The following is a 22,608-nucleotide window of genomic DNA, read 5'->3' as shown; positions in this document are numbered from 1 at the left end:
TCAGGACAGACTGATAGCCATGTTGGATAATTCCTACATGGCTTTATTGAACGTCCTTTGTTATCCAGATCCCCGCTTGCACAAGGTTGCTAAACCTGTCGCACAAGTGGATGCTCGTATAAAGAAAATTGTTGCCGATATGGCTGAGACGATGTACGACGCTCCAGGGGTGGGATTGGCGGCAACACAAGTGGATATCCATGAACGAATTGTCGTAATTGATGTATCAGACGAACAAAATGAATTGATGGTTTTTATTAATCCAGAAATCGTTTGGGCAAGCGAAGAGAAAAAATCTTGGCGCGAAGGTTGTTTGTCTGTTCCTGAGTTTTATGACGAAGTTGAGAGGCCTGCTGAAATTAGGGTCAAGGCTTTGGATATCCACGGTAAAGAATTTGAAATAGATGCGGATGGTCTATTGGCGGTTTGCTTGCAGCACGAGTTAGATCATTTGCAAGGAAAAGTATTTGTAGAGTATTTATCAATACTTAAGAGAACACGTATCTCACAGAAAATGAAGAAGCGCGCAAAAGAATTAGTAGGTCAGCGCTAAGCGCCCCAATGAAAATTGTCTTTGCTGGAACTCCTGAGTTTGCTGCGCAAGCAATGCGAGCCATCTATGATGCGGGCCATGAAATTGTCTTGGCGCTTACGCAACCAGATCGTCGTGCAGGGAGGGGCATGCACTTGCATGCAAGCCCTGTTAAAGAATTTGCTTTGCAAAACAACATTCCAGTATTGCAACCAGAGACATTAAGACAAACAAGCACGGATCCTGATAAAAGAGCACAGGCTTTAGCTGCCTATAAGCATTTATCAGAACTAGAGTTTGATGCAATGGTCGTGGTTGCTTACGGCCTAATCTTGCCGCAAGAAGTTTTAGATATTTGTGAGAAGACTGGAAGACACGGTAGTTTCAATATTCATGCCTCACTACTTCCACGCTGGCGGGGTGCAGCACCCATACAGCGTGCAATTGAAGCAGGAGACTCTAGAACAGGGGTCTGCATCATGCAAATGGATGCGGGCTTAGATACTGGAGATACTGTTTTAACTTCCGATCTTGAAATTGCAAGCGATGAAACTAGCGCAAGTCTGCATGATCGACTGGCTAATCTGGGCGCTAATTTGATTGTTCAAGTGTTAGATTCTTTGCAGCAAGGCAAAAACTTAATTCGTCTCCAGCAACCCAAAGATGGCATAAGTTATGCTGAAAAAATATTGAAAAACGAGGCAGAGATAGATTGGAATTTAAGCGCCAAAGAAATTGATCAACGTATTCGAGCCTTCAATCCGTTTCCAGGGGCAACTAGCAATCTCAATGGGCTTGTCATCAAGCTTTGGAACTCAAAACTGGCGAACACTAAGTCTTTAGATGGGGCCGGAAAAATTGGTGACGTACTTGGATTTAGTGAGCGTGGCGGATACATTCAGTGCGGGCATGGGGTAATTGAGGTTTTGGAAATGCAAAAGCCGGGTGGCAAAAAAATGGATGCCAAAACATGCTTGCAATCAATCAGCCCTAATGAAAAATTGTTGCGCTTTCAGTCAAAGGAGTAGGAATGTTTAATTTTGCAAAGACTGCTGTTTTGATGGCGGCCATTACCGCTTTATTTATTGTCGTAGGCGGCATGCTTGGTGGCAAACAAGGCATGTTGATGGCCTTATTGATGGCTGTAGGAATGAACTTCTTTAGTTATTGGTTTTCAGACACGATGGTTCTGAGAATGACCAATGCACAACAGGTTGATGAAAGATCTGCACCACAATTTTATGGTTTAGTAAAAGAGCTCTCCGAAAAAGCGGGCTTGCCAATGCCAAAAGTTTTTTTGATTGATGAAGATGCGCCAAATGCATTTGCAACCGGGCGCAATCCAGACAATGCCTCGGTAGCGGCAACGACTGGGATTCTGAAGATTCTCTCCAATCGCGAGCTACGTGGTGTCATGGCACACGAACTCGCACATGTTCGTCATCGAGATATCTTGATATCAACGGTTGCAGCTACGATGGCTGGCGCCATTTCTGCGCTCGCAAATTTTGCTATGTTTTTTGGTGGGCGCGATTCTGAAGGTAGGCCTAATAATCCAATAGCGAGCATCATGGTTGCAATTTTGGCGCCAATTGCAGCAAGTCTGATTCAGATGAGTATTTCGCGGGCGCGGGAATATGAGGCTGATCGAGGTGGCGCTGAAATTAGTTCGGATCCAGAGGCGCTCGCACAAGCATTAGAAAAAATTCACAACTATGCTCAAGGAATCCCATTTCATGCGGTTGAACAGCATCCTGAGACTGCGCAGATGATGATTCTTAATCCTTTAAGTGCGGGTGGCTTTGCGCAACTTTTTTCAACCCATCCACCTACCGAAGATCGTGTGGCACGCTTAATGAGTATGGCTAAAAACGGGGTATATCCCGGAGCATAACAATTTGACTGATCAAAAAACACCACGCAGTCTCCCGCTTTCTGAAGCAATCACCATTGCCGCCCAAGCGATTAGCGAGGTAATGAGCGGCCGATCGCTAACAGAAGTTTTGGATCAACTGGAGGCGCATGAGCGTCCGATAGTCCAAAGTTTAAGCTTTGATGCGCTTCGTAAATGGGTACGTTCCCATGAGTTAATCAAGCAATTTATTCCCAAGCCACCGCCATCAGAAGTTGATCATTTGCTCAGCGTTGCGATAGCACTATTCTTGCAAACTGGGGTAGATGGCAAAAGCTATCCAGCACATACTATTGTTGATCAGGCAGTGAAGGCATGTGGCGAGTACGATAAAACAATGTATGCAAAAGGACTGGTTAATGCAGTCCTGCGTAAGGTCGGTCTCTTGACCCAACCATCCCCCGGCGAAAAGAGTTATCCGCCCGATCCTATTCCCATGTATGTGCCCGCTTGGTGGCGCGCTAATCTAAAACGCAATTACTCTAAGCGGTGGCAATCTATTTTGTTTCATCAAGCTAAGCGCGCACCATTAATCCTGCGCGTAAATCAAAGGCAATATACGCGTGATCAATACCAATCTTTGTTAGCCGACGAAGGAATTTCATCCATACCTATCGATGAACTGGCCAGCGTCTCCTTGTCTTCCGCACTACTGTTGCCAGAGGCAGCCCCTGTATCTGATTTACCTGGTTTTTATACGGGCGCCGTTTCTGTGCAAGATGCCGGAGCGCAACTTGCCGCAGTTTTATTAAATCCTCAGGCTGGTGAGTTGGTGCTCGATGCTTGTGCTGCGCCCGGGGGTAAAACAGCGCATATATTGGAGTTGGCAGATTGTTCGATGAGAGCTCTAGAGTTGGATGGTGATCGAATTGGAAAAATAAGCGGAAATTTAGATCGCCTTCGTTTGCATTCAAATCAGGTGCAAGTCATTCGAGGTGATGCTTCAAAAGCAGGATGGTGGGATGGTGTTCAGTTTGACAAGATTCTTCTAGATGCCCCTTGTTCAGCCTCGGGGATAGTGGCTCGACACCCAGACATTCCATTCTTAAGACGTGAAGCAGACGTGAGGGCGCTTCAAGCAAGGCAGCGCGCAATTATGGATCAGGCATGGAAAATGCTCGGGCCACAAGGTGCGCTTTTGTATGTAACCTGCTCTATTTTTCCTGAAGAAGGAGAGGAGCAAGCAATTTGGTTTGCTCAGCAGCACACCAATGCGTTACGATTAGATGCGCCTGGCCAACTTTTGCCCAGCGAATTAAATGATGGTTTTTACTATGCCTTGTTTAAAAAAAATGGGCCATGAGCCGAAAAATTAAACAATTTCTCTTTTTGTGTTTGATGGCCTTGGGTGTTCTGACGGCCAACGTTAGTGCAGAAGGCATCAAGATTAAATCCTTTGAGCTCGAGAAGGTGGATAACGATTGGCTCCTGAATGCCACTTTTCAGATTGAGTTATCCCCGGGTTTAGAAGATGCCGTACAAAAAGGCGTTGTTTTGCATTTCCAAACGGACTTTGATTTAACGCGTTCACGCTGGTATTGGTTTGATGAAAAGTCTGCGCTTGCACAAAGACAAACTCGCTTGTCTTATCAACCTCTTACCCAGCAATATCGGATTGCTTCCGAAGGCTTCACTTTTTCTGCAAAGACTATCTCTGAAGCATTACAAGCGGTAGGAAGTATTGGTGGGTGGCATGTCATTGACAATGCCCAACTCGATCCTAATAAAGCATATACCGCAGCTTTGCGTATGACCCTGGATCTTAGTAAATTGCCAAAACCATTTCAAGTGAATGCACTTAATAATCGCGACTGGAATGTTTCAAGCGATTGGTATCGTTTTCCATTTGTTGCTAATGGGCCGAATCAGATAAAAAGATGAAAGCGATTTCAGCCCTAATGGACGCAAGTTTTTTTACATCGAAAGCTTGGAACAAAAAAGCGATCCCAATAACGATTGGGGCAATTGGTGTTTTTGCTTTATTGCTTTTATTTTTGCTTGCAATCGCATCGTCGAATACGGAATTTTTTGATAACTACTTTATTTGGCTGTATGCGGCCAATATAGTTATTGGCATTTGCTTAACGTTAGTAATATTGATTTTAGTTGTTGTCATCGCTGTTCGTTGGTATCGAGGCCATTTTGGTACGCGATTGATTGCCAAATTGGCAATGATTTTTGCGCTGGTCGGTATCGTTCCTGGCCTCATTCTATATGGCGTTTCTCTGCAGTTCGTTTCACGGAGTATCGAGTCCTGGTTCGACGTAAAGGTTGAGTCAGCCTTGAATTCGGGCTTGGAGTTAGGGCGAGTAACGCTGCGTGTTGCGCAAGAAGAAATCCTGGGTGAAGGTAATTTTATTGCCGAGCAAATAGTGCAGTTCCCCTCGGGCGCTACTGCAGATCAGGTTGCTTCAGCGGTGATGAAGATTCGCAACCAATTTGGTATTCAAGAGATTAGTCTTTTTAATGTGCATCGCGATTTAATTTTTACAAGCGAGGCCAAGCCTAAAAAATATATTCCTCCTCCCAGTGCTGATGTTGTGCAAGAGGCTTTTAATAAAAAAGGGATTACTTTTTTAGATCAAATTGAAATTGAGGGCGGTCAACGCGGATATCGTATAAGAGCTATTGTGCCGGTTGTACGTAAAAAAGCCGCCATTAGTAAATCAGATACTGGAAAAGATGTAGAAGATAAATATTTTTTACAGCTAGTTCGTTACATACCAACTCCATTGGCAAAAAATATCTTTGCGGTGGAATCTGCTTACACTGAATATCAAGAAAAAGCATTGGGCCGTACTGGGCTTCGCAAAATGTTTGTGGGCACCTTGACTCTCACTCTCTTTTTTGCGGTATTCGTTGCCATTACTTTGGCCTTAATGTTGGGCAGACAGCTTGCGCGCCCTCTCTTGATGCTTTTGAGAGGAACTCAGGCGGTTGCACAGGGAGACTTGTCGCCCAAGCCAGAGTTGGATACGGGCGATGAACTTGGAATGCTCACCAGACAATTTAATGTCATGACGAGACAGTTGGCTGATACCCGCACATCTCTTCAAGAATCAAAGGCATTTTTAGAGCGAGTATTGGGAAGTCTTACTGCAGGAGTGTGTATTTTTGACAAAAATTACAACGTCGTCTCAACCAATCCGGGCGCAGATCGAATTTTTGCCCAAGACCTCACGCTTTTGGATGGAAAGCCGCTAAGCACTAGTCCAGCATTAGTAGAGTTTGAGGCAGCCATCAAAGAGGGATTTGCCACCATGAAGTTGGCTGTTCTAAGCAAAGGTGACGCCGAATATCAGCCTATACAAAATAATGCGCCCGTGTGGCAAAAACAAATTCAGTTGCACAGCACAAATGAGTTTGAAAATGAATTAGGTGTTACTTTATTTGTCCGTGGCACTGAGCTTTCGGACGATTTGCGAATGGTAGTTTTCGATGATATTACTGATGTGGTTAGTGCCCAAAGGTCTATTGCTTGGAGTGAAGTAGCAAGGCGTCTAGCCCATGAAATTAAAAATCCTCTCACACCTATTCAGCTTTCTGCAGAAAGATTGCAGCACAAGCTTGCAGGTAAGCTGACACCAGAGCAGGAAGAAATGATTAATCGCAGCACCGAAACAATCATTGGCCAAGTTCAGGCAATGAAAGAGATGGTGAATGATTTTAGGGATTTTGCAAAAACGCCCACACCGCAATTAAAGCCGGTATCCATTAATACATTGACCAAAGAAATTTTGGGTCTCTATGAGGGCAGTCCTTTGCATACGCAGCTTGATCCTAGCTGCCCAGATATTATGGGTGACCCCACTCAATTGAGGCAGGTTATTCATAATTTGCTACAAAACGCACAAGACGCCACTCTTGAGGGCCCTCATCCCAATAATCCAGTGGAAGTAAAGACGGAGTTGGTGCCTTATGGAGAGCACAATGGAAAAGCTCAAAACGCAGTGCGGTTAACAATAAGTGATAGCGGAATTGGATTTCCAGCTAAGATATTGGCAAGAGCCTTCGAGCCTTATGTAACTACGAAGAGCAAAGGCACCGGATTGGGGTTGGCGGTAGTGAAGAAGATTGTTGATGATCACTCTGCCAAAATTGAAATTCGAAACCGTATGCAGGGCGATGAAGTGATTGGCGCGAAAGTATCGATATTGTTTATGAATTTAGCAAAAGAGGCAGCCTAAGTATGGCTAGTATTTTGGTCGTTGATGACGAGATGGGAATTCGTGAGCTTCTCAATGAGATTCTTACGGATGAAGGTCATACTGTATATGCAGCAGAGAGCGCTAATCAGGCGCGCACTATTCGAGAGCAAATGCGCCCCGATCTCGTCTTACTCGACATATGGATGCCCGATACCGATGGGATTACTTTATTAAAAGAGTGGTCAAATACCGGTCAGCTCACTATGCCAGTAGTCATGATGTCAGGCCATGCAACGATCGATACTGCTGTTGAGGCAACTCGTATTGGAGCCCTGAATTTTTTAGAAAAACCGATTGCTCTACAAAAGCTCTTAAAAACCGTCAGCAAGGCTTTAGAGAGCTCTCCTAAATATATAGAACCAGAGCCAGAGCGAGCGGTTCAATCAAGTGCAAATCCTGTAGCTGCGCCAAAACAGCCTATAGCTGAATTAGTATCGGTTCCTGCTGAAGGTGAATACATCAGCGGAATTGCAAAAACATATTTTGACCTTCCTTTAAGAGAGGCGAGGGATTTGTTTGAGAAGGCCTATTTTGAGCATCAGATGCAAATTATGGGTGGAAGTATGACTAAGATTTCAGAGTACACGGGCCTAGAGAGAACCCATTTGTATAGAAAGCTTAAGGCGCTTGGTATCGATACCTCACGCAATAAGGGCGAAAGCTAAAGGATCAAGCCTTGGCAATATCGAGGCTGTAAGGGTGTTGGGGGGAGAATTTAGGGGCGCCCAAACCAATTCGTTATAATTCCAACTCTTGGCCTGGTAGCTCAGTCGGTAGAGCAGAGGATTGAAAAATTTATTTTTCGATGTTTGACAGTGTTAAACATTAGCTCTTAGCACTCTTGCAGTTCGCCGTTCTGTTCGCAGAAAAATCTGCGGCACTCAATAAAAAAATCACACACACAATTTTGTTCGCAGAGTATCGCGTGGGATTTTTGCTACTAAAAATAATTGCTGGTCGCGAAATATTTTGTTTGATAACAAAATTGTTTTGTTATGACGCAATTAAATTATCTCTTCGCAGAAAATAACTACACACTACCTACACAAATAAAGTTGATGGACGGCAAAGCCTTATTGTATAAGCGTTTGCAGTCGGCACAGTGGCAAGTGCGTTTTAAGTTAGCGAACGGCAAGTGGCATAGCACGACAACAAATACAGACGATATAGAGCAAGCAAAAATCAATGCTATTGCAATAGTAGAGACAGTAAAAATAAAAACAGATGCTGGACTTGCGATAACAACAAAGACATTTAAGCAAATTGCGTTAGATGAAATTGCGAATATGACAAGAGCACTAAACAACAACACTGGTCGTCGTTGTTATCGCGATTACATCTTTGCTATCAACAAATATCTTGTGCCGTTCTTTGGACAACACGAAGTAGAAAAAATTACTGTGGAGATGCTTGGTGATTTTGAAAGTTGGCGACAAGCAACAATGGGAAAAATTCCTGTAGCAAGCACGAAGCGTAATCACGCAAGTGCATACATTCGTGTAATCAATTTGGCACGCGAGCGTGGTTGTGTTGCACACAATCGTGCTGTTCCGTTGCTTGACAGCAAAGGCACACGCAGTCAGCCTCGCCCAGCCTTTACAAAAGAAGAAACTATTGAGTTGATAAGTTATACAGAAACTTGGATAAAGAGTAGTTACACAGAACGCACACGACTTATGCGAACGCTATGTGTTGCTTACATAGAGTTTTTGGTGAATACAGGAGTAAGACACGGCACAGAAGCATTGCGTTTGCGTTGGAAACACTTGCAGTGGCATTGGATTGGAAATAAAAAATATCTGCGTGTTTGGGTTAGTGGCAAGACTGGTCCTCGCTACCTAATTGCTAAGCACGAAGTAATTAAAGTATTTGAGCGACTAATGCGTTGGCATAAGTTGGATTACACAAACTTAAATGGACTAATAGAAGCGAAGTTGGACAAAGCAATCTTCTGTTTGCCTGACAACACACAGATTAGCAATATGGAGAATATATTTAGAAACTTAATGGTGCGAAGCAGTATGCGTGCTGACAGTAGCGGACTAAACCGCACTCTTTATAGCTTACGACATACTTATGCGACTTTTGCATTAGCAAGTGGCATAGACATACATACGCTTGCTAAGCAAATGGGAACAAGCGTAGGAATGATTGAACGACATTACAGCAAAATGACGGCTACGATGGCGGCAGAGAGGTTGGCATAACGATGTAGTATTGGCTATCTGCTTACTTTTTGTATATGTAAATATGCCACGCTTTAATAACGAAACACGCAAAAAGCGAATTAAAGAACTTATGCGTATGTTAGATAAAGGATTAGAAGTTTCTAAGCGTGATTTTGATAATGCAGTTGGCAAAGACTTTGCTAAGTTATATAAACAGCGTTGGGAAGAACAGCAAGAGTTGCGTAAGTTAGAAGTGCCAGAAGCAGTTAAAGAGTATGAGCGAATGCTACAAGAAGCTGTAATGATGTACGGAAGATTAGATGCTTATAGCGGACGAAAAACAAAAGTCGGCAAAGTAATTGTTAATCGCACTAAAAAAGCAGAAGAAATTAAAAATAAGACAGATGGCTTATTTGAAAGTGCATACGAGAAATTGCAAGAAATTATTTACGCAGATAAAACACTTGAGCAATGGTTTGATAGAGGAATTGATTTTTCGTTTAATACGCACTTGGGAATTGACCCAGTAAGAATGCCCCGTGTTATTACAAGTAAGAGTTTGGAAAATCAGGCACAAGGAAGTTTGGCAAGTAGTTATGGTTGGAAAACAAAAGCAGAAGTGAAATTGGATGTTATGGAGTTGGCGTTAGAAGAGTTAGCGAAACAAGAACGTACGGCAGAAGAAATTGAAGCAGAGTTAAAACAAAATCAACTGCAAGCGGAGAAATTAAAAGGGATGCTTGCTAAGTTGAAGGCACAAGGTAAGTAAGTTTGGTTTGGCAGATTACACAGCTAAAAAACATACACATACAGCCCAATAGCTATAAGCCACTTATATGCTTGTTTTTCTACTGTGTGCCTAACCATCACCACCATCCTAACCAAGCAAACCATCACACTACAGCCAAATTCTCCACAGCATTACGCATAAGCTCACTATTGCAGTCTATGTAGCATTGCACGCTACTAAGTGCCTTATGTCCACTTAATCCCATAATCACACGCACACCAATTCCATCGTTTGCCAATTTGGTAATAAATGTTCTGCGAGACGAATGACTGCTTGCTCCGTCTAATCCCACACGCTTATATAGGTAGTGGAAGTGCTGACACAAAGTTGAGGCAGAAAATCCGTCGCTATCCCGTTTTTGACTGTAGAAGAATTTGCTGTTGGGATTGCCGTTAGCGTACAGTTTTGCGTATTGCACCAACTCTTTACGCAATTTCTCGTTTACAAATACCGTCCTTGCTTCATTTGTTTTTGTATTTTCTGCCAATAAGCGTATTTCGCTCTTTATATTGCCTTCGCTATCTATTACATCCTTAATTCGCAAGCTGGCAACTTCGCTTACACGCATACCAGTGTTAAACATAATCATTACTAATGCTTTATTGCGTAGTGCGTGTTTTCTTGTAGAGCAGTAATCAAGCACTCTGCGAATTTCTGTGCTGTTTAGTACCTTTGCTTGCTTAGACATAACCTTTTCCTTTCGTAACCAAGTATTAGCTAAGCGTTTAATGTATTTTCTTTTGTATCTTTCTGCGACCGTTTCATATGCATTTGTTGTCAAATTAAATTCTTTCCAATAATCAATGAGATATGCAAGTTTTGAGCGAAAACCAAAGCTTCTTCGCAAAACATTACATATGACTATTTATTGCTTATGTGGGATTTTGACTACAGAAATACGCAGACTTGCGTAAAGCGTCTATACGCTGCTTAAGCATTTCTCTGCTGTATTGCTATTTGCTGCCGCGTTTTAAGCGTTTGTAGCGTGGATTTAAGGTGCTAAAGAGTTAGTTTTAGAAATATAGCTTTAGGGTGTGGGTGGTAGCAATACGCTGAAGTTTCTACAAACCCCATTTCTTTATACAGCTTTAATGCTGCAGACATTTTAGGTAATGTGTCTAACAACATTGCCTTGTAGTTTTGCTTGCGAGCCTCTGTAGTTGCTGTGTTTATTAGCAACTTGCCAATACCATTACCCTTTCCACCATCGCAAACAAATAAACGTTTTATTTCGCATTCTTCATTGCTATGTTTGCGTGTACCAATACAGCCAACTACCTCATTATTCAGTTTAGCTAAGTAGAAGTTGCCATTCTTGCCACTATATTTCTTTTCTAAGTTAGCAAACTCATCATCAATGTTTTGGAAAGACAAATCCAAATCAAGCCAGTCTATATATTGTGTAATCAGCGTTCTTGCCAATCTCCAATCTTGTTCGGTAGTTGCTTGATAGATTTGTATCTCCATAACTATATTTTGCTTAAAGACTTATGTATTAGCAATACATATAAGCAAGCCACTTCGTCGCTTGCTGTGCCTTCACAAAAGCTATCGCTTTTGTTCGTCACATTTTCTTCAACTCTATATTGATTTGCTTTCGCTTTGTTGTTTGACTGATTTTGGAGCAAACAACGGCTATATGCGACTTATAGAAAAGTAGCATTGATAGTCGTCGCTTGTATGTAATGTTCTGATTCCATCGCATACAACTGTAAAAGAATTTAACGAGAGACGAATGTATTAAAACTCTCAACCAGTTTTCGCATTGATTTGCTAAACAGTAATTCTGCGGCTCGCTCATATGTATCGCAACCTTTACAGCAATTGCTATACGAGCACGAAGGCATTAGCCGTTATATTCCACTTCGTGTTTTTGTCCTTTATTGCACAGTGACTTATCTGTGTTTGTATTGCTTACCTTGTGTTGCCTAAATAGTTGTCTGTTTAATTGTTTGCCTAAATTGAGCACCTTGTAAGCCATTGCCCTACAAGCCTTGTTCTGCCTTGCTCTTATGTGTATGTTTTTCTTATATGTCGTTAGTAAGTTGCGTTGTTCGCTGTTTAACCAGTTTGCGTGATGTGTAAGTAAGTTTGTCGCAACCATCTGTGCTTGCTGTAAGCATAAGTCCATTTTCTCCATATGCTTTACCGCAATACCATTTTGCTTTAACCACTTATTTGCTACTTGTTCGTCATTACGCATACAAATATTTATACATAACCAAACATTCTTAAATATTTGCTGTCCATTTCTTACATTTAGCTGGCGATTTACTGGTTGTCCTCGTCGCATTTCCGAAACTACAGTAATTGAACTTACTTAAAAGGAGATTGAAATGAGCACATTAGACGGATTAAAACTTAGCACAGCAAAAAAACCAGCACATATTCCGCAAGTTGTATTTCGTCGGAATAAGTTATCAAACAAACTGTGGGAACAAATACAGTTAGCTAAAAGTCAAATTGACGGCACTACTTTTGCTGTTAAAAAGTTTCGGACTGTAAAAGATAAAGAAACTGGTTTGCGTAAAAGCGTGGAAGTAAATAAAAGATTGAGAGAGTGGTGGTTTAAGAATGAACAAGGAAAAGTTTGCGTTGCAATTAAATACGGCAGTCAGCTAATAGAGTTAGCTAAAGGCAAGACAAGCGTGGAAGTAGATAACGCACAAAATTTAATTAGGGCATTAGAGCAAATTAAGATTGCTGTAGAGCAAGGTGAGCTTGATACGCAGATTGCTACAGCAAGCGGCAACTTGCGTAGAGCATTTAATAAGTAGTCCTCTGCTGTAGTGTCGTGTTTAGCACGACACTACTAAATACCTATATGCGTATTAGAGAGATAGAACAAGCAATGGTTAAAAGTCCTGCCAACCTCAGCCAGCCACGCACCCCACAGCAAGCACGCTTAGACGCATTAAAGCGACAGAAAGACAATGTCAGTAAAGCGTTAGACACGGAACGCAAGCGGCAGAAGGTGGCAAAAGCACAGCAAAACTTACAGAAAGCTGTGTCTGCGTAAGCAGTAAAACCTGAGCACCGTTGGCAGGATTAAACATCCTTGCACGCCGTTGGATTAAGCAATTACAAGGCGATTGACTACAGTAGAGAACATTTTTTGAAGCATTCACTACAGTTTGCGTATAATAGGCAGTCTTGGCCTGGTAGCTCAGTCGGTAGAGCAGAGGATTGAAAATCCTTGTGTCGGTGGTTCGATTCCGCCCCGGGCCACCAAGAACTCAAACAGTCGCCATTCGGCGGCTGTTTTCATTTTTACTTTAGCAAGTCATCTATGGTCGCTACTACGAATGTCGTTTTGAACGACAATATTGCCTATTGAAATTCAATTTATTAGGTCTTTATGAAAAAAGCACTCATCATCAATGCCCATCAGTTCTTTGAAGGCATCTCCGCAGGAAAACTTAATCAAACTATGGTTGATGTCATTGGCGAAGAGCTTGTTAAAAAAGGCTATGAGCTTAAGCACACCAATATTGAGAAGGGCTACGACATTAATGAGGAAGTTGATAAGCATGTCTGGGCTGATTTAATCATTCTCCAGTCGCCTGTGTATTGGTTCGGCAACCCATGGATTTACAAGAAGTATGTTGATGAGGTGTTTACGGCAGGACTATTTCAGCAAAAGATGTGTGCTGATGATGGCAGAACTCGTGAAGACCCAAGCAAGCAATATGGCACGGGTGGCAAACTACAGGGCAGAAAATATATGTTGTCTTTAACTTGGAATGCTCCAGAAGAAGCATTTGGGAACAAAGATCAATATCTATTTGGCGGCCAAACTGTTGATGAAGTTTTTGCGTTTAATACTGCTAACTACAAATTCTGTGGCGTAGATGTTCTGCCTTCATTCTCTTGCTTTAATGTGGTTAAAGAAGCCCAAGTAGAAAGCGATATTCAGCGGTTGCGAGAGCATTTGTCTAAGGTTTTGTAGAGTCAGGCATCCTCGGCCCTGGTCGATACCGCCCCGGGCCACCAAGAAATACCATAACCACCTTTGGGTGGTTTTTTATTTGGATGATTTAATTTACTCCTCTAATATACTTCTAAGCATCCACGCAGTTTTTTCATGAACATCTAATCTCTGTGTCAGTAAATCTGCCGTAGGTTGATCATTAGCCTTGTCAACTTCTGGAAATAATTTGCGCGCAGTTTTGGCTGTGGCTTCTTGGGCTTTTACAAGATGTCTAACCATATCTAGTGCCTTTGGGGTTCCCTCTACTTCTTTAATTGAGGTTAGCTTGGCAAATTCTTTATAAGTGCCTGGAGCTGGCTCGCCTAGTGCGCGGATGCGTTCAGCTATTAGATCAAGGGCATTCCATTGTTCTGTATATTGATTCATGAACATGGCGTGAAGTGTGTTGAACATCGGCCCTCTCACATTCCAATGAAAGTTATGAGTCATCAAATATAAAGAATAGCTATCAGCCAATAGTTCGGACAACCCCTTGGCGATGGCTTTGCGGCTTTTTTCGTCAATGCCTATATCTATCGGCGAACCTACTAATTTCTTAGCCATATTTTTCTCCATTTGTTTATCTAGATTTCATAGCTTAATTATCAAAGTGTGCTAAAGACCTGTCTAATGAATATTTTTAATATTCCATATGAAAATTTTCGATTACCAGCGAAGCTTAATGGCCCTTAGGAGATGTTTGTACAGATTTCACCTAAAAATTGAGTGAGCCACACTTTTTGGCTAATATGTTTAGATTCTTTGCGGGGTCCTAAATGTTAATAGTCACTTCAATTATTGCTTCTGTATTAACTATCATTTTTATTAAGCTCTCGTTTGCCGTCATTGGCCTTAGACGAAAAAATAAAGTTGGTCTAGGAAGTGGTGGCTACGAAGATCTGGAGAGAGCAATTCGTGCCCAAGGTAATTTTGCCGAATATGTTCCGTTTGGGATTATTTTGATCGCCTGCTTAGAGTTAAATGGCGCACCCTGGTGGTTAGTCACCATTCCAGGCATTGCGCTCATCATTGGTCGACTAATTCATGCCAAGGGAATTAATGTGCCACCACCAGACTTTAGCAAGCGTATCTTAGGTATGAAATTTACCTTCAATACATTAATTTCATTAGTTGTATTGAACTTAGGATGGTCGCTATATCGGTTATTTACTTAGAGCCAGAAAACCTTAGTCTTAGTTGATTCTGCTTTGGGTTACTAAAAGATCCCAAAACCACCTTCGGGCGGCGTGTTCTTGTCTGATTGCTAGAATTAAATTGTGAATTCTTCAGACATCATTCGCCTTCTCTCTCTAGCCGCTATTTGGGGAGGCTCCTTCCTATTTATGAGAGTCGCCTCACCGGTTTTGGGCTCGGCATATTTGGCTGAAGGGCGTGTGTTGTTGGCCGCTATCTTTTTATATTTCTTAGCTCTCTATTTAAAAAAGAATAGAAATCTTCTTGAGCATTGGAAGCACTATTTGATTATGGGGTTTTTTAATTCAGCATTGCCTTTTGTGCTTTTTGGTTTTGCTGCCCTAAACCTCTCAACTTCCCAGTTATCTATTCTGAACGCGACCGCGCCTATTTGGGCATTTGTTATTGGCCTTATTGTTGGAGGTGAAAAATTTAAGATTAAGCGTGGATTTGGTTTGTTATTAGGAATGATTGGCGTTGGGGTTTTGTTTGGCACGTCATCGCGGTCTGTGGATGCTGATTCATTTCAGTCGATTGCCTTGGGGTTGGGGGCCGCATTCTCGTATGGAGTAGCGAGTAATTACGCAAAAAAATCCAAAGGTGTAGAGCCTTTTGATAACGCACACGGTAGCATGTGGGCCTCCGCTATCTTGTTAATTCCAGCCCTGTTCTTTATTCCCATTCGAAGCGAACCAACCCCGTTGGTTTTGGGTGCCGTTTTGGCGATAGGTATTGTTTGTAGTGGTATTGCCTATTTGCTTTACTTTAGGCTAATAAAGGATGTAGGCGCCGCATCCGCTTTAACGGTGACCTTTCTCATTCCTGTTTTTGGAACTCTCTGGGGTATATTTTTTTTGGGTGAACAGCTGAAACTCAATGCCGCTATAGGCATGGCCATTATTATTCTTGGTACAGCGATGGTTGCCGAGTTTAATTTTAGAAGAGCATTTAAGGCAATATGAATCCCAGATTGAGAGCGGCAATTTACCCAGTTAACGATTTTGCAAAAACCAAGAAATGGTTTTCTCAAGCATTAAAGATGGCGCCATATTTTTTTATGAGCCCTTTTAGACAACGGCAAACAAATAGGACGGGCTAATGAAAAAGATAGCAATCATGATGTTGTTTATCTCGGTTATGGCCTTCTCTCATGCCGAAACAAAACCTAGAAACATCATTATTTTATTTGCGGATGGCACTACTAGTAGTCAATATGAGTTTGGTCGTTATTCCAGCGAGCAATTAAGACAGCAATCATTTGCAGTGACTGATGTTGTGATGGCAAAAGGCCAGTATCAGTTGATGAAGACAGAATCGGCAAATTATTTTGTAACAGATTCAGCAGCCGCCGCATCGGCAATGTCTACAGGTTATAAGGTTAATAACGGTGCTATATCCACAACTCCTGATGGAAAAACACCGCCTACCTTAATAGAGTCAGCTAAAGAAAGCGGGAAGAGAGTTGGGTTATTAAGTACGGCGCCTATATATGACGCCAGTCCAGCAGCATTTAGTGTTCATGCCAAATCTAGACGAGATAATGAATTAATTGTGAATCAGTATCTAGAGTTAGCCCCAGACGTTTTGATGGGTGGAGGCTCAAACTATTTTTTGCCGAGCTCTCTTGATGGTGGAAAACGCCAAGACGGAAAGAATGTGATTGAAGCTTTTAAAGAGAAGGGCTACCAATACATCAGTACACCAGAACAGCTTAAGCGGATAAATACATCTAAGCTTTTGGGCTTATTTTCTGAGGAAGATTTGAATTATGAAATCGATCGCAATTCACAAGAAACTCCTAGCTTATCTCAGATGGTGTCAGCGGCTCTGCAAGTGCTGAATCAGAGCTCTAAGAAAAGCAAAGATAAGGGATTTATATTATTTGCAGAAAATGAGAATACGGATTCTGCTGGCCACCAAAATGACGTTGCTGCTTTAATGCGAGATCTTTGGGCTTTTGATGATGCTGTAAAAGTTGCGCTGGAGTTTCAAAAGAAAAATCCGGATACTCTCGTGATTGTTACTGGAGACCATGAGACGGGCGGCTTTTCTCCTACGTATGGTCGCAAAAATCGAGGGCCCGCAGGAAATTCTAACTATTTGAATATAAAAATCGAGCAACTTAAGCTAATTGAAGGCTATAAGATGTCGCTCAATGAGTTCTCTCGGAGGTTCAAAGCCAAAGCAAAGCAAACTACTAGCAATGCTGAGTTAAATGCTTATTTGGATACTTTGTTGCAAGATTATTTTCCTAATCTTGTTATAGATGATGACTTGCGAGAAAAAATACTGAGTCAAGGCCAGCTAAGTCCAAATTCGAATTACTTACCATCCAATATTCTTGCTTTGGCAATTGCTAGACAAACTGGTTTTTATTGGGGCAGTTCTGGTCATACTCCAACCCCTATAACCGTTGCCGCCATAGGACCTGGATCACAACTCTTCAAAGGGTTTGATGACAATACCGCTTTTGCAATAAAGCTGAGACGCTTAATGTATCAAAAATAACTTTTGTCTGATGCTTAACCGCACCTAGCGGCATTAAAAAATATAAAAATCAACTGCAGACGGTTTTATTTATCAGGACTAATTGAATGCGTTTCCATGGCCTCCAATGTTTTTTCAATCCTAGTTAAATGAATTTCATTTTTAAGTGTAGTCTCATTGAGAATTTTTAATATTTTGGTTAGAGAGTGAATTTGAATTGCTGTAACAACGATAAGCGCAATAAATACTAATGTTGAAATCAAGTCAATCATAAGAGCTCCCCCGCGCTTATTTTATTAAATTTAGTTTTATATTAATCTAGAATTTTCAGTCTTCAAAATTATGATGTGACTAGGGCGAAATGACCTTTGCTTAGTCATTATTGAGTGCAAGTGAAATAGAATTAATACGAGTTAGCAGGATATGGGGGGATAAATGAGCCTTAAAAAAACTTTTTTAGTGGGGTCGGTAATTGGCTTACTCAATGTAGCAATTACCAATATCTACCTCGCTGACAGGCCTATTGGAGCTTCAACCTCTTATCCCTATTTTGCGGGCTTACTTTTTGATTTTGAGAATACGATTTACTTTAATGAAATTAGCAAGGCTGGGTCATGGGAGCTATTTTTTCTAATTGGCGCATTCTTTGGGGCTCTTGTTGGGGCCATTATGTTTAAACACTTTAGAGCGCAGATAGTTCCACCCTTATGGGAAAAATTGAAGGGCCCTTCAAAAATGAAGCGATTATTTTGGTCATTCTTTGGTGGATTTATTTTGATCATGGGCGCAAGGCTTGCTGATGGATGTACAAGTGGACACATTCTTTCTGGAGGAATGGAATTAGCAGTTAGTAGTTTGGTATTTGCTTTCTTTGTTTTGATTTCACTTTTACTTACTGCTAAGTTCTTTTATGGGGGCGCTAAATGATTGTTGCGCTTATTTCTGGGTTTCTATTTGCCTTAATTGCGCAGTATGTGCGACTTAATACTTATGACAAGATCATTGCGACTGCCTTATTAAGAAGTCATGAAGTTATACAAATTTTGTTATTTGCGATTGGCGTATCAAGCCTGGCATTTTTTATTGAGTATTTATGTGGGGGCACACACATTGATGTGAAACCATTTTATGTAGTTGGGGTTTCGGTAGGGGGCATTCTTTTTGGATCGGGGATTGCTATTCTTGGCCATTGTCCTGGCACCATGACAATGGCTCTAGCGGAAGGTAGCCTAGATGCTTTGTTTGGTTATGTAGGAGGCATCTTAGCGGGACTCTTGTTTACGATAATTTATCCATCCATTCTTCCGCTACTAGGCCCAAACTTGGGGGCTATCAATTTGTATCCTCAAAGTAATGTAGCTGCCGGAATACTGGTTGTTGCTTACGCGGCTCTTTTAATATTTTTAGGATTTAAGTTGTCTAGCCCAAAAAACAAACAATCCATTTAAATTAGTTTGAGTGGCCAACCAAAGCTGTGTGGGAAAGCATTTTAAATAACAATATCAGAGGCTATGGTGCTAAATTAACCTTGTCATGCTCAAAACTATTCTTGCCCTTCCTCGAACCGTTTGGTTAATTGGGCTCATTAGTTTTGTAAATGACTCTGCTAGTGAGATGCTTTATCCCTTAATGCCTTTGTATTTGGCGTCAGTTTTGATGGCTGGCCCCAAAGCGCTGGGAGTCATTGAGGGTATTGCAGAAGCAACCTCCAGCATTTTCAAATTGGTTTCAGGGGTAATAGTTGATCGAACTAAAAAGGCAAAGCCTTGGATTGTTTTGGGTTATGCGCTTGCTGGTATAGGTAGGCCCTTAATTGCGATTGCTAATTCTTGGCTATGGGTTTTAGCAATACGCTTTACAGATCGCATGGGCAAAGGTTTAAGGAGTTCACCCCGAGATGCTTTGCTTGCTGAAAGCGTTAACGAAAAACAAAGAGGTGTTACTTTCGGATTGCATCGATCTATGGATAATGCGGGAGCAGTAATTGGGCCCTTATTGGCGGCTATGTTCCTATCAATGGGTGTGCCACTTAAAGATATCTTTGTTTGGGCAATCATTCCTGCGGCCGTTACCATCACTCTTGCATTGTGTATTAAAGAGCCACAAAGAGAGGCTGCACCTCAAGCAAGTAAATTTAGTTGGTCTTTAGAAGGCATGCCAGATCAGTTCAAAAGATACCTTCTTGTGGCAGGCATCTTTGCTTTAGGTAATTCTTCCGATATGTTCTTGTTGTTGCGAGCTAGAGAGGCGGGCGTTCCGCAGGAGCAGATTCCATTATTGTGGGCAGCAATATCATTAATCACCACTCTATTTGGCACCCCCTTGTCGGCTTTATCAGATACTTTTGGTCGCAAGCGTTTTATATTGATTGCTTGGTTCGCATTCGCATTCTTTTACATTGCCATCGGCATACCGGGCATCTCCATTCTTCAAATATTTATCCTCTTTGTAATTTATGGTTTATTTAAAGCTGCAACTGAAGGAGTGGAGAAGGCCTTGGTTGCCGATATGGCGCCCATTGGTTTGGCTGGAACCGCTTTTGGCTGGTTCAATCTGATTACTGGAATCATGCTTTTTCCGGCCTCTTTTATTTTTGGATGGGTGTACGAATCAATCGCTCCGTTTTATGCATTTTTATTCTCCGGTACTTGTGCATTAATAGCCTTTGTGCTGATGGCTACTTGGGTCTACCAATCTAAGCAAGTGCAAGAGTAACGCCTACAATTTCTGTCATAAGGCTGTAATATATTTCCATATAATTAGAAATATGAAAAATGCAAAAGCAATCTCAGCTTTTTTGGCACTTGGTCAAGAGACTCGACTCAATGTATTTCGACTAATTGTTCAGCGTGGAGATGTTGGATTAACCCCGAGCGAGATCATCGAAAAACTTGGCATACCAAATGCAACGCTGAGTTTTCATTTAAAAGATTTAGTTTCTGCTGATTTACTTTTGGTTGAGCGTCAAAGTCGTCATTTGATATACCGCCCCAACGCCGAATTGGTTCAAAAGTTAAGCGTGTTTTTATTAGATAACTGTTGTAACGGTAAGGCATGTTTGCCAGTTAAAAAGAAAGCTACGATTAAATGAAGCAATACAACATTCTATTTTTATGCACACATAACTCAGCTCGCTCAGTATTGGGTGAGGCGATAGCATCAACTCACCCAAGCGGAAAGTTTGTCGGCTACTCTGCGGGGTCTACACCTGGCACTACAGTTAATCCATTCGCTAGAGAATTGGCGTGCCAAATGGGCTATGACGAAAATAAATTGCGGTCAAAGTCTTGGGATGAATTTAGTTTGCCGAATGCTCCTCAGATGGACTTTATTGTGACAGTATGTGATAACGCTGCGGGTGAAGTTTGTCCATTTTGGCCAGGCAAGCCTGCTACTGCTCATTGGGGATTTCCGGACCCCTCGCAGATTCAGGGTTCGGATGAAGATAAAAGACGTGCGTTCAAAGATGTGATGATTGGTTTGAAGAAAAGAATCGATCTATTGGCAGATATGCCCCTTGAAACACTAGATTCACTGAGCTTAAAAGAAATCCATACAAAAATATGAGTCAAATAACCCAGAAACTCTCTTTTTTAGATAGATACCTAACTGTTTGGATATTTGCCGCAATGTCATTTGGTATTGGCTTGGGATATTTCATTCCCAGCATTGAGGGGTTGATTAACTCATTCCAGTCTGGCACTACCAATATTCCAATTGCAATAGGCTTGATCCTGATGATGTATCCACCATTTGCTAAGGTGAAATATGAAGAATTACTTGATGTATTCAAGGACAAGAGGGTATTTTTCCTAGCATTTTTCCTAAATTGGATCATCGCCCCAACTTTGATGTTTTTCTTGGCTATTACTTTCGTACCCAATCAGCCTGAATATATGGCGGGACTGATATTGATTGGGATTGCACCCTGCATTGCGATGGTAATTGTATGGAACGATATTGCTAAAGGCTCTACTGAGTATGCTGCGGGTTTAGTAGCATTTAATGCGATATTTCAAGTTCTATTTTTTAGCCTTTACGCTTATTTTTACTTAACGGTATTACCCCCATATTTTGGGTTTGCAGGTTCTGTCGTCAACATTACGATAGGTGAGATTGCTAAAACAGTGGCTATTTACTTGGGAGTTCCTTGTGTGGCTGGTTTTCTAACGCGCTTTGTGATGCTTCGGTTCGTAAGTAAAGATTGGTATCAAAACGCATTTATCCCAAAAATTAGCAAGCTTACTTTGATTGCTTTACTTTTTACAATCGTGGTTATGTTTAGCTTGAAGGGCAAACTCATCCTCCAATTACCCATAGACGTATTAACAATTGCCTTACCTTTGCTGGCGTTTTTTCTAGTGATGTTTCTCATAACATTTTTTATCACCATCAAAATGGGTATTGATTACAAACGCTGTTGTACGCTTTCTTTTACAGCTTCCAGCAATAACTTTGAGCTAGCAATTGCTGTAGCAATAGCTGTTTTTGGGATCAATTCTGGGGCTGCCTTTGCTGCGGTCATTGGCCCACTAGTAGAGGTTCCCATCATGGTGGGATTAGTGTCAGTTGCGCTAATGATTCAGAAGAGATATTTCTCTCAATAGTTCGATTTAAAGGACAATAAGAATTCACTATGAAAGATGGAGGCAGCATGTATAAGCTCATCGCGTTTGACGCCTATGGAACATTGTTCGATGTTTACTCTATGGGGCAGTTGGCAGAAGAATTATTTCCTGGACATGGTCAAGCGTTTTCTTTGATGTGGCGCGATCGACAAATTGAGTACACACGTTTAGTCACTATGAGTGACCCCAATCCCAAAGGTAGCAAGCATTACCTTCCTTTTTGGGAGTTAACTATTCGTTCGTTGCGATATGTTGCTAAGCGCATGAACCTTAATCTCACAACTGAATTTGAAAATCGATTGATGGGTCAATATGCCAAGCTTATTGCGTTTGAAGATAGCTTAACTGTACTCAAGTCGATTAGAGAAAAAGGCATATCTACCGCAATTTTGTCTAATGGCAGCAGAGAAATGCTCGCCACTGTGGTTGAGAGCAATGGCTTGACTCCCTACTTGAATCAGGTTGTTACGATTGAAGATGTGCGGCTTTTTAAAACTGCCCCTCAAGCATATGAACTCTTGTTAAAGAGATTCCAAGTAAATAAGAACGAGATTCTTTTTGTTTCGAGTAATGCTTGGGATGCATTGGCGGCTAAGTGGTTTGGCTTTGATGTGTTTTGGGTAAATCGCCTTGGGCATCCTTTTGAAGAAATCGGCGAAAGACCAAATTATGAAGGCAATTCATTAAGTAAAGTTTTGGGAGTTATCTAAAAGGGTGGA

At 41.6% G+C, this 22,608-nt stretch carries 27 protein-coding genes and 1 tRNA gene; 23 read left to right on the top strand and 5 right to left on the bottom strand.

From position 1 onward, the window contains the following. Positions 1–37 precede the first annotated feature (37 nt). The 9 genes from def to FD973_RS10950 all read left to right on the top strand — a co-directional run bounded on the left by def (position 38) and on the right by FD973_RS10950 (position 9,589). The gene (gene def / locus FD973_RS10990; protein WP_215324803.1) at positions 38–553 is read left to right on the top strand and encodes a peptide deformylase; all 516 of its coding nucleotides are present in this window, start codon (positions 38–40) and stop codon (positions 551–553) included. An 8-nt stretch (positions 554–561) separates the two neighbouring features. Continuing rightward, positions 562–1,560 (top strand): methionyl-tRNA formyltransferase, encoded by a 999-nt coding sequence (gene fmt / locus FD973_RS10985; RefSeq protein ID WP_215323653.1) that lies wholly within the window; start codon positions 562–564, stop codon positions 1,558–1,560. Between the two features lie 2 nt (positions 1,561–1,562). Then, positions 1,563–2,426, top strand: a complete 864-nt coding sequence (gene htpX, locus FD973_RS10980) for a zinc metalloprotease HtpX (protein ID WP_215323652.1) — start codon at positions 1,563–1,565, stop codon at positions 2,424–2,426. A 4-nt stretch (positions 2,427–2,430) separates the two neighbouring features. Further along, positions 2,431–3,747, top strand: coding sequence for a 16S rRNA (cytosine(967)-C(5))-methyltransferase RsmB (gene rsmB, locus FD973_RS10975; RefSeq protein ID WP_215323651.1), 1,317 nt, complete (start codon positions 2,431–2,433; stop codon positions 3,745–3,747). Continuing rightward, the gene (locus FD973_RS10970; protein ID WP_251368785.1) at positions 3,744–4,325 is read left to right on the top strand and encodes a DUF4390 domain-containing protein; all 582 of its coding nucleotides are present in this window, start codon (positions 3,744–3,746) and stop codon (positions 4,323–4,325) included. The genes rsmB and FD973_RS10970 overlap by 4 nt, the downstream gene beginning before the upstream one ends. After that, complete coding sequence (locus FD973_RS10965) at positions 4,322–6,631, top strand: PAS domain-containing sensor histidine kinase (RefSeq protein WP_215323650.1); 2,310 nt, start codon at positions 4,322–4,324, stop codon at positions 6,629–6,631. Before FD973_RS10970 ends, FD973_RS10965 begins: the two co-directional genes overlap by 4 nt. 2 nt (positions 6,632–6,633) lie before the next feature. Beyond that, positions 6,634–7,317 (top strand): response regulator, encoded by a 684-nt coding sequence (locus FD973_RS10960; protein WP_215323649.1) that lies wholly within the window; start codon positions 6,634–6,636, stop codon positions 7,315–7,317. 330 nt (positions 7,318–7,647) lie between these two features. After that, the gene (locus FD973_RS10955) at positions 7,648–8,859 is read left to right on the top strand and encodes a tyrosine-type recombinase/integrase (protein ID WP_215323648.1); all 1,212 of its coding nucleotides are present in this window, start codon (positions 7,648–7,650) and stop codon (positions 8,857–8,859) included. Between the two features lie 43 nt (positions 8,860–8,902). Further along, on the top strand, positions 8,903–9,589 hold the full coding sequence (locus tag FD973_RS10950; RefSeq protein ID WP_215323647.1) for a hypothetical protein: 687 nt from the start codon (positions 8,903–8,905) through the stop codon (positions 9,587–9,589). A 124-nt stretch (positions 9,590–9,713) separates the two neighbouring features. On the opposite strand, the gene FD973_RS10945 is transcribed toward FD973_RS10950, so the two are convergent. The 3 genes from FD973_RS10945 to FD973_RS10935 form a co-directional block, all read right to left on the bottom strand. After that, entirely contained in the window at positions 9,714–10,298 is a 585-nt protein-coding gene (locus tag FD973_RS10945; protein WP_215323646.1) for a site-specific integrase, read from the bottom strand. 311 nt (positions 10,299–10,609) lie between these two features. Then, on the bottom strand, positions 10,610–11,077 hold the full coding sequence (locus FD973_RS10940) for a GNAT family N-acetyltransferase (protein WP_215323645.1): 468 nt from the start codon (positions 11,075–11,077) through the stop codon (positions 10,610–10,612). A gap of 379 nt (positions 11,078–11,456) precedes the next feature. Then, positions 11,457–11,813, bottom strand: a complete 357-nt coding sequence (locus tag FD973_RS10935) for a hypothetical protein (RefSeq protein ID WP_215323644.1) — start codon at positions 11,811–11,813, stop codon at positions 11,457–11,459. Positions 11,814–11,946: 133 nt separating this feature from the next. On the opposite strand from FD973_RS10935, the gene FD973_RS10930 reads away from it, so the two are divergent. From FD973_RS10930 to FD973_RS10915, 4 genes are all read left to right on the top strand, one after another. Beyond that, on the top strand, positions 11,947–12,387 hold the full coding sequence (locus tag FD973_RS10930) for a DUF6641 family protein (RefSeq protein WP_215323643.1): 441 nt from the start codon (positions 11,947–11,949) through the stop codon (positions 12,385–12,387). Between the two features lie 17 nt (positions 12,388–12,404). Further along, the gene (locus tag FD973_RS10925) at positions 12,405–12,629 is read left to right on the top strand and encodes a hypothetical protein (RefSeq protein ID WP_251368784.1); all 225 of its coding nucleotides are present in this window, start codon (positions 12,405–12,407) and stop codon (positions 12,627–12,629) included. Between the two features lie 136 nt (positions 12,630–12,765). Then, a tRNA-Phe gene (locus FD973_RS10920) sits at positions 12,766–12,841 on the top strand. A 127-nt stretch (positions 12,842–12,968) separates the two neighbouring features. Further along, positions 12,969–13,559: an NAD(P)H-dependent oxidoreductase gene (locus tag FD973_RS10915; RefSeq protein ID WP_215323642.1), complete on the top strand. Its 591-nt coding sequence runs from the start codon at positions 12,969–12,971 to the stop codon at positions 13,557–13,559. Positions 13,560–13,652: 93 nt separating this feature from the next. On the opposite strand, the gene FD973_RS10910 is transcribed toward FD973_RS10915, so the two are convergent. After that, complete coding sequence (locus tag FD973_RS10910) at positions 13,653–14,144, bottom strand: Dps family protein (protein ID WP_215323641.1); 492 nt, start codon at positions 14,142–14,144, stop codon at positions 13,653–13,655. 212 nt (positions 14,145–14,356) lie between these two features. On the opposite strand from FD973_RS10910, the gene FD973_RS10905 reads away from it, so the two are divergent. The 3 genes from FD973_RS10905 (at position 14,357) to FD973_RS10895 (ending at position 17,282) form a co-directional block, all read left to right on the top strand. Beyond that, positions 14,357–14,755 (top strand): MAPEG family protein, encoded by a 399-nt coding sequence (locus tag FD973_RS10905; RefSeq protein ID WP_215323640.1) that lies wholly within the window; start codon positions 14,357–14,359, stop codon positions 14,753–14,755. A 102-nt stretch (positions 14,756–14,857) separates the two neighbouring features. Further along, complete coding sequence (locus FD973_RS10900) at positions 14,858–15,736, top strand: DMT family transporter (protein WP_251368783.1); 879 nt, start codon at positions 14,858–14,860, stop codon at positions 15,734–15,736. A gap of 136 nt (positions 15,737–15,872) precedes the next feature. Then, positions 15,873–17,282, top strand: a complete 1,410-nt coding sequence (locus FD973_RS10895) for an alkaline phosphatase (RefSeq protein WP_215323639.1) — start codon at positions 15,873–15,875, stop codon at positions 17,280–17,282. Positions 17,283–17,347: 65 nt separating this feature from the next. Here the strand turns inward: FD973_RS10895 and FD973_RS10890 are convergent, their stop codons facing one another. After that, complete coding sequence (locus FD973_RS10890) at positions 17,348–17,533, bottom strand: hypothetical protein (RefSeq protein WP_215323638.1); 186 nt, start codon at positions 17,531–17,533, stop codon at positions 17,348–17,350. Positions 17,534–17,696: 163 nt separating this feature from the next. On the opposite strand from FD973_RS10890, the gene FD973_RS10885 reads away from it, so the two are divergent. From FD973_RS10885 to FD973_RS10855, 7 genes are all read left to right on the top strand, one after another. After that, positions 17,697–18,188 carry a YeeE/YedE thiosulfate transporter family protein gene (locus FD973_RS10885; RefSeq protein ID WP_215323637.1) on the top strand — a complete coding sequence of 164 codons (492 nt, stop codon included), beginning with the start codon at positions 17,697–17,699 and terminating at the stop codon, positions 18,186–18,188. Further along, a complete protein-coding gene (locus FD973_RS10880; protein ID WP_215323636.1) occupies positions 18,185–18,709 on the top strand; it encodes a YeeE/YedE thiosulfate transporter family protein in 525 nt (174 codons plus the stop codon). Before FD973_RS10885 ends, FD973_RS10880 begins: the two co-directional genes overlap by 4 nt. Positions 18,710–18,794: 85 nt before the next feature. Continuing rightward, positions 18,795–19,976, top strand: coding sequence for an MFS transporter (locus tag FD973_RS10875; protein WP_215323635.1), 1,182 nt, complete (start codon positions 18,795–18,797; stop codon positions 19,974–19,976). 52 nt (positions 19,977–20,028) lie between these two features. Continuing rightward, positions 20,029–20,352, top strand: a complete 324-nt coding sequence (locus FD973_RS10870; RefSeq protein ID WP_215323634.1) for a helix-turn-helix transcriptional regulator — start codon at positions 20,029–20,031, stop codon at positions 20,350–20,352. Then, positions 20,349–20,828, top strand: a complete 480-nt coding sequence (locus tag FD973_RS10865) for an arsenate reductase ArsC (RefSeq protein WP_215323633.1) — start codon at positions 20,349–20,351, stop codon at positions 20,826–20,828. Before FD973_RS10870 ends, FD973_RS10865 begins: the two co-directional genes overlap by 4 nt. Continuing rightward, a complete protein-coding gene (gene arsB, locus FD973_RS10860) occupies positions 20,825–21,868 on the top strand; it encodes an ACR3 family arsenite efflux transporter (protein WP_215323632.1) in 1,044 nt (347 codons plus the stop codon). The genes FD973_RS10865 and arsB overlap by 4 nt, the downstream gene beginning before the upstream one ends. 47 nt (positions 21,869–21,915) lie before the next feature. Then, on the top strand, positions 21,916–22,599 hold the full coding sequence (locus tag FD973_RS10855) for a haloacid dehalogenase type II (RefSeq protein WP_215323631.1): 684 nt from the start codon (positions 21,916–21,918) through the stop codon (positions 22,597–22,599). The last annotated feature ends 9 nt before the right edge of the window (positions 22,600–22,608 follow it).

Origin of the sequence: Polynucleobacter sp. MWH-Braz-FAM2G (assembly GCF_018687635.1) — a bacterium.
Lineage (GTDB): Bacteria > Pseudomonadota > Gammaproteobacteria > Burkholderiales > Burkholderiaceae > Polynucleobacter.
This window is presented reverse-complemented; position numbering and strand designations above follow the sequence as displayed.